The following is a 5,586-nucleotide window of genomic DNA, read 5'->3' on the forward strand; positions in this document are numbered from 1 at the left end:
GTCTTCATCCACGACCCCGGCCTGGTCGCGCGCCGAGAAGTCACAGCGGTCCGGGGCCGTTGTGCCGCTGACGTGGTCGTGCGGGGGAGATGGACAGGCCGTGACCAGAAAGCTGGGCGTCGGCAGCGGCGAGCAGGGGGAGGCGCCGGCATGAGCCGACCGGGCTACGGCGGCGGTGACCTCCCCGCGGTCTTCCCCGACTGGTCGCCCTACCAGGACCTCGAGTCCGCGGCGCGCGCCTACCTGCGCGACCCGGACGTCGCCCTGGAGGCGCTCGGCGGTGTGCTGCGCGGCGCGTCGGTGCTCGGCTTCACGCTGGAGCGCTTCGTCAACGAGGTCAACGGCGTGTGGCAGGAGGTCGTCGTCTGCGACGGCAGCCGCCTGATCCTCTGGCACGGCGAGGACGTGCCGCCGGAGGAGGGTCCGCCCGGGTCGATGACGTCGTCGCTGCGGGTGGTGCCGGTCTCCACCATCACCGAGGTCGGCTGCCGCCGGCGGCTCAACCGGTCCGACAGCGGCGAGATCCGGGTCGACAGCATCGACGTCTACCTGCTGCTGACCTCACTCGACGAGGCGCCGCCGAGCGAGGAGATGGCCGGCACGCCACGACACGACGCGCTGCGCTTCGGCAAGACCCTCGACGACGGCGGGGCCGGGCAGATCGCCCGGTTGGAGGAATTCGCGCGGCTGGTCGCCTCGGTGGTCGGCCGTCCGATGCTCTGAGGCGTACCCCTTTCGGGGCTTCCGGACCGTGCCCGGCGGCAAGGGCGCCAACCAGGCGGTCGCCGCCGCACGGGCCGGGGCGGCCTGCGACTTCGTGGGTGCGGTCGGCGACGACGAGTTCGGTACGCAGCTGCGGACGAGCCTCGTCGGCGCGGGCGTGGACGTCCGGGGCCTGCGGACCGTCGCCGGTCCCTCCGGCGTGGCGCTGATCGGCGTGGACCGGGAGGCGGAGAACTTCATAGTGGTCGCGCCCGGGGCCAACGGCACGTTGACCGAGCTGGACGCCGACGACCGGGCCACGATCGCGGCGGCGGACGTGCTGCTGCTCCAACTGGAGGTGCCGCTGACCGCTGTGACCCAGGCGGCCGACTGGGCCCGGGCCGACGGCACCACAGTGGTGCTGAATGCCGCCCCGGCCGCGGCGCTGCCGACCGAACTGCTCGACCTGGTCGACGTGCTGGTCGTCAACGAACACGAGGCCGCCGTCGTGGCCGGGGTCTCCTCCGACGAACCACCGGTGCTGCTCGACGCGCTGCTGAAGCTGGTGCCCCGGGTGGTGCTGACCCTCGGCGCGCGCGGCGCCGCGTACGCCGACCGGCGCGGCCTGCGTCTCGCGGTCCCGGCGCCGCAGATCGAAGCGGTCGACACCACAGCCTCGGGCGACGCGTTCACCGGCGCGCTCGCCGTGGGCTGGGCCGAGCGCGGCGGCGCCGTCAGCGAGGACACCGTCACGGCGAGCCTGCGCTGGGCCTGTGCCGCCGGCGCGGCCTGCGCCCAGCGGCCCGGGGCGTCCACCGCCCTGCCCGACCGGCCGGTCATCGACGCCCTCTACGACGCGACCTACCGAGGTGCCCAGTGAGCTTCAACCCGTACGTCCCGCGCCCGATCGACAGGCCCACCGAGGTGCCGTTGGGCGGGCACGCCGACCTGAGCACCCTGGACGAGGCGAAGATTTTCGCCGCGCCGGGCGACCCGGCGGACTGGCCGGCCTGGCGGGAGCAGATCACCCGCTGGCGGGCCGACGCCCGGGACCGGATCGGCTACGTCGGCGAGCACTACGACGAGATCACCGGCGACTGCTTCAGCGTCTGCCTGGCCTGGCTCTGGGACGAGGCGCTCTACGACCACGAACGCGGCGTCTTCACCGTCGACGGGTTCCTCGACGCGGCCGGCCGGGACTTCGGGGGCTTCGACGGGGTGGTGCTCTGGCACGCGTACCCGGTTATCGGCCTGGACGACCGTAACCAGTTCGACTGGTACCGGGACGTACCGGAGCTGGCCGACGTGGTGCGCGCGTTCCAGGAACGCGGGGTGCGGGTCTTCGTCGACTACAACCCGTGGGACACCGGCACCCGCCGTGAGACGGGCACCGACGCCGAGGAGGTCGCCGAGCTGGCCGGCAAGCTCGGCGTCGACGGGGTCTTCCTGGACACCCTCAAGGAGGGCGCCGGGGAGCTGCGCGCCGCGCTGGACGCGGTCCGCCCCGGCATGATCCTGGAGGGCGAGAGCCGGGTTCCGTTGGCCCGCATCGCCGACCACGCGATGTCCTGGGCGCAGTGGTTCGCCGACTCCGAGGTGCCCGGTGTGCTGCGGGCCAAGTGGTTCGAGCGGCGGCACGTGCTGCACCACACCCGGCGCTGGCACCGCGACCACCTGGACGAGCTGCACTCCGCCTGGCTCAACGGCGTCGGCGTACTGGTCTGGGAAAGCGTCTTCGGTGTCTGGGTCGGCTGGAACGAGCGGGACCGCGCGGTGCTGCGGGCGATGCGCCGGGTGCAGAGCAGCCACGCCGCGTGGTTGCGCGCCGAGGACTGGGTGCCGCTCGCCGACCACCCCGGCCAGGGCCAGGTGTACGCGTCCCGCTGGACGCACGACGACCGGCCCCTGTGGACAGTGGTGAACCGGGGCGCGGACCACGACGGCCCGTGGCTGGTCGTCGACCCGAGCGCCGGGCGACGTTTCGTCGATCTGGTCACCGGTGTCGAGCTGACAGTCACCGAGACCGCCGACGGTCGACTCGCGGTGGGCGGTCCACTCCCGGCCGGCGCGATCGCGGCCGTCGCGGCCGGCACCGCTGCCGCGTACCAGCACGAGCCGCCGACCGGCGACCCGGCCTTCCCGGCCCGCGAGGCGGTACGCGTCCGCACCCCGTGGGCACCCCGGTTGCAGGTGCCGTCGGGCATGGTCGCCGTCGAGGGCGGCCGACGGGACCTCGTCGTCCGGCACCGGGTGCGGGAGACCGGGCTGTACGGCGAGGCGCCCTACGTCGACGAGTGGAAGCCGTTGCCGCCCCGACTGCACCACCCGGGCACGATGCGGCGCAGCGTGAAGCTCGGCCGCTTTGCCATCGCCGTCCGCGAAGTCACCCACTCCGAGTACGCCGAGTTCCTGCGCGCCAGCGGCTACCGCCCGGTGCGCCCCGAACGGTTCACGGCGGGCAGCGGACCGGCCGACGCCCCGGTGACCGGTGTGGAGCTCTCCGACGCGCGCGCGTACGCGGAGTGGGCCGGGCTGCGGCTGCCCACCGAAGACGAGTGGCAGGTCGCCGCCGAGGCGGGGCTGCTCGTACGGCGGGAGCCGTTGGTGTGGAACCTGACCGACAGCGAGCACTCCGACGGCCGTACCCGTTTCGCCATCCTCAAGGGTGGTGCCGCCTACCGGGCGGAGGGCTCCGACTGGTACCTCGACGGCGGCCCGCAACCGGCGGACGTCTCGGTGAAGTTGCTGCTCACCGGCGCCGGTCTCACCCGCTCCGACCAGGTCGGTTTCCGCTGCGCGGCCGACCTTCCCGAGACCACGGAGGTGACCCGGTGACCGCACCGCTGGACGGCGTCAAGGTCGTCGACCTGGCCACCCTGTTCGCCGGCCCACTCGCGGCGGCGTTCCTCGGTGACTTCGGCGCCGACGTGATCAAGGTGGAGCATCCGGTCAAGCCGGACCCGTCCCGGGGACACGGCCCGGCCCGCGACGGTGTGGGGCTCTGGTGGAAGGTCCTCGGCCGCAACAAGCGCACCGTGACCCTCAACCTGTCCGATCCGGACGGTGCCGCTTTGCTGCTCCGGCTGCTCGCCGACGCCGACGTGCTGGTGGAGAACTTCCGCCCCGGCACCCTGGAGCGGTGGGGGCTCGGCCCGGCCGAGCTGCACGCCGTCAACCCCCGGCTGGTGGTCACCCGGATCAGCGGCTTCGGGCAGGTCGGCCCGTACGCCCGCCGGCCCGGGTTCGGCACGCTCGCCGAGGCGATGAGCGGCTTCGCGGCGGCCACCGGGGAACCGGACGGCCCACCCACCCTGCCGCCCTTCGGGCTGGCCGACTCGGTCACCGCGCTCGCCGCCGCGTACGCGGTGATGCTGGCCCTGCGGGCCCGGGACGTCACCGGCACCGGGCAGGTCGTGGACCTCGCCATCATCGAGCCGATCATGGCGATGCTCGGACCGCAGATCACCTGGTACGACCAGATCGGCTACGTCCAGCCCCGGCTGGGGAACCGGTCCAACAACAACGCCCCGCGCAACACCTACCGGTGCGCGGACGGGCGCTGGGTGGCGGTCTCCACCAGCGCCCAGAGCATCGCCGAACGGGTGCTGCGGCTGGTGGGCCGACCCGAGCTGGTCGACGAGCCGTGGTTCGCCACCGGCAGCGGCCGGGCCGCGCACGCCGACGAGCTGGACGCCGCGGTGGGCGCCTGGGTCGCACAACGGGACCGCGACGAGGTGGTGGCCGCGTTCGAGGAGGCGCAGGCGGCGGTCGCGCCCGTCTACGACGTACGGGACATCCTCGCCGACCCGCAGTACGCGGCACTCGGCACCGTACGCACCGTGCCGGACGAGGAGTTGGGCGAGGTACGGATGCAGAACGTGCCGTTCCGGCTCACCGGGACACCGGGCGAGATCCGGCACGCCGGACGGCGGCACGGTCAGGACACCGACACGGTGTTCGGGGAGCTCGGCCTGACCGACGAGGAGTTGGCCGCGCTGCGCGAACGGGGCGTGCTCTGATGCTGCTGAGCTGGCTCTACGTGCCCGGTGACCGCCCGGACCGGTTCGCCAAGGCGGTCGCCTCGGGCGCCGACGCGGTCATCCTCGACCTGGAGGACGCCGTGGTCGCCGGGCGCAAGGCGTACGCCCGCGACGCCGTCGCAGAGTTCCTCGCCGACACGCACCCGGTGCCGGTGCAGGTCCGGGTCAACGAGCTGACCGGCCCGGACGTCGACGCCGACCTGATGGCGGTGACCGGCCGGCCCGGGTTGAACGGGCTACGGCTGCCGAAGGTCGAGTCGGCCGCGACGGTGACAGCCCTCGGAGAGCGGGTCAACGTACCCCTGCACCCGCTGATCGAGTCGGCAGTCGGGCTGGAGTCCGCGTACCCCATCGCCGCAGCCCACCCCGCGGTGGCCTCGATCGGCCTCGGTGAGGCCGACCTGCGCTCCGACCTCGGGGTGAGTGACGACGACGGCCTGCTCTGGGCGCGCGGCCGGGTGGTGGTCGCGGCCCGCGCGGCCGGCCTGACCCCACCGGCGATGGCGGTGTACGCCGACGTGGTGGACCTCGACGGTCTGGCCGCGTCGTGCGCGGTCGGGCGACGGCTCGGGTTCCTCGGCCGCACGGCGATCCACCCGCGCCAGCTCCCGGTGATCGTCGAGGCGTTCCGTCCGGCCGAGCAGGAGGTGGCCCGCGCCGCCGAACTGCTGGCCGCGGTGGCGGACGCGGAATTGCGGGACTCGGGGACCGTGGTCCTGCCCGACGGCCGGTTCGCGGACCGGGCGATGGTGGCCGCCGCCCAGCGCCCGCCCCTGCCGCCCCCCTTCGTTCCGTTGATCATGAAGTTATCGCCACTTTCCACGGCGCGTCGTGGCAATAACTT

Annotated in this window: 5 protein-coding genes; all 5 read left to right on the forward strand. The window is 73.7% G+C overall.

Going from position 1 to position 5,586, the window contains the following annotated elements; translation table 11 throughout:
• Positions 1-150: 150 nt before the first annotated feature.
• Positions 151-723, forward strand: coding sequence for a hypothetical protein (locus tag ACWCO3_RS30590; RefSeq protein WP_088989673.1), 573 nt, complete (start codon positions 151-153; stop codon positions 721-723).
• 28 nt (positions 724-751) lie between these two features.
• Complete coding sequence (locus ACWCO3_RS30595; RefSeq protein ID WP_450013343.1) at positions 752-1,582, forward strand: PfkB family carbohydrate kinase; 831 nt, start codon at positions 752-754, stop codon at positions 1,580-1,582.
• Positions 1,579-3,537: an SUMF1/EgtB/PvdO family nonheme iron enzyme gene (locus ACWCO3_RS30600; RefSeq protein WP_358167965.1), complete on the forward strand. Its 1,959-nt coding sequence runs from the start codon at positions 1,579-1,581 to the stop codon at positions 3,535-3,537. The genes ACWCO3_RS30595 and ACWCO3_RS30600 overlap by 4 nt, the downstream gene beginning before the upstream one ends.
• The gene (locus ACWCO3_RS30605; protein WP_450013346.1) at positions 3,534-4,721 is read left to right on the forward strand and encodes a CaiB/BaiF CoA transferase family protein; all 1,188 of its coding nucleotides are present in this window, start codon (positions 3,534-3,536) and stop codon (positions 4,719-4,721) included. Before ACWCO3_RS30600 ends, ACWCO3_RS30605 begins: the two co-directional genes overlap by 4 nt.
• Positions 4,721-5,586: HpcH/HpaI aldolase/citrate lyase family protein (locus ACWCO3_RS30610; RefSeq protein WP_450013348.1), on the forward strand; the 866-nt coding region annotated here is incomplete at its 3' end. The genes ACWCO3_RS30605 and ACWCO3_RS30610, both read left to right, overlap by 1 nt.

This window comes from Micromonospora sp. NPDC002411 (assembly GCF_053592955.1).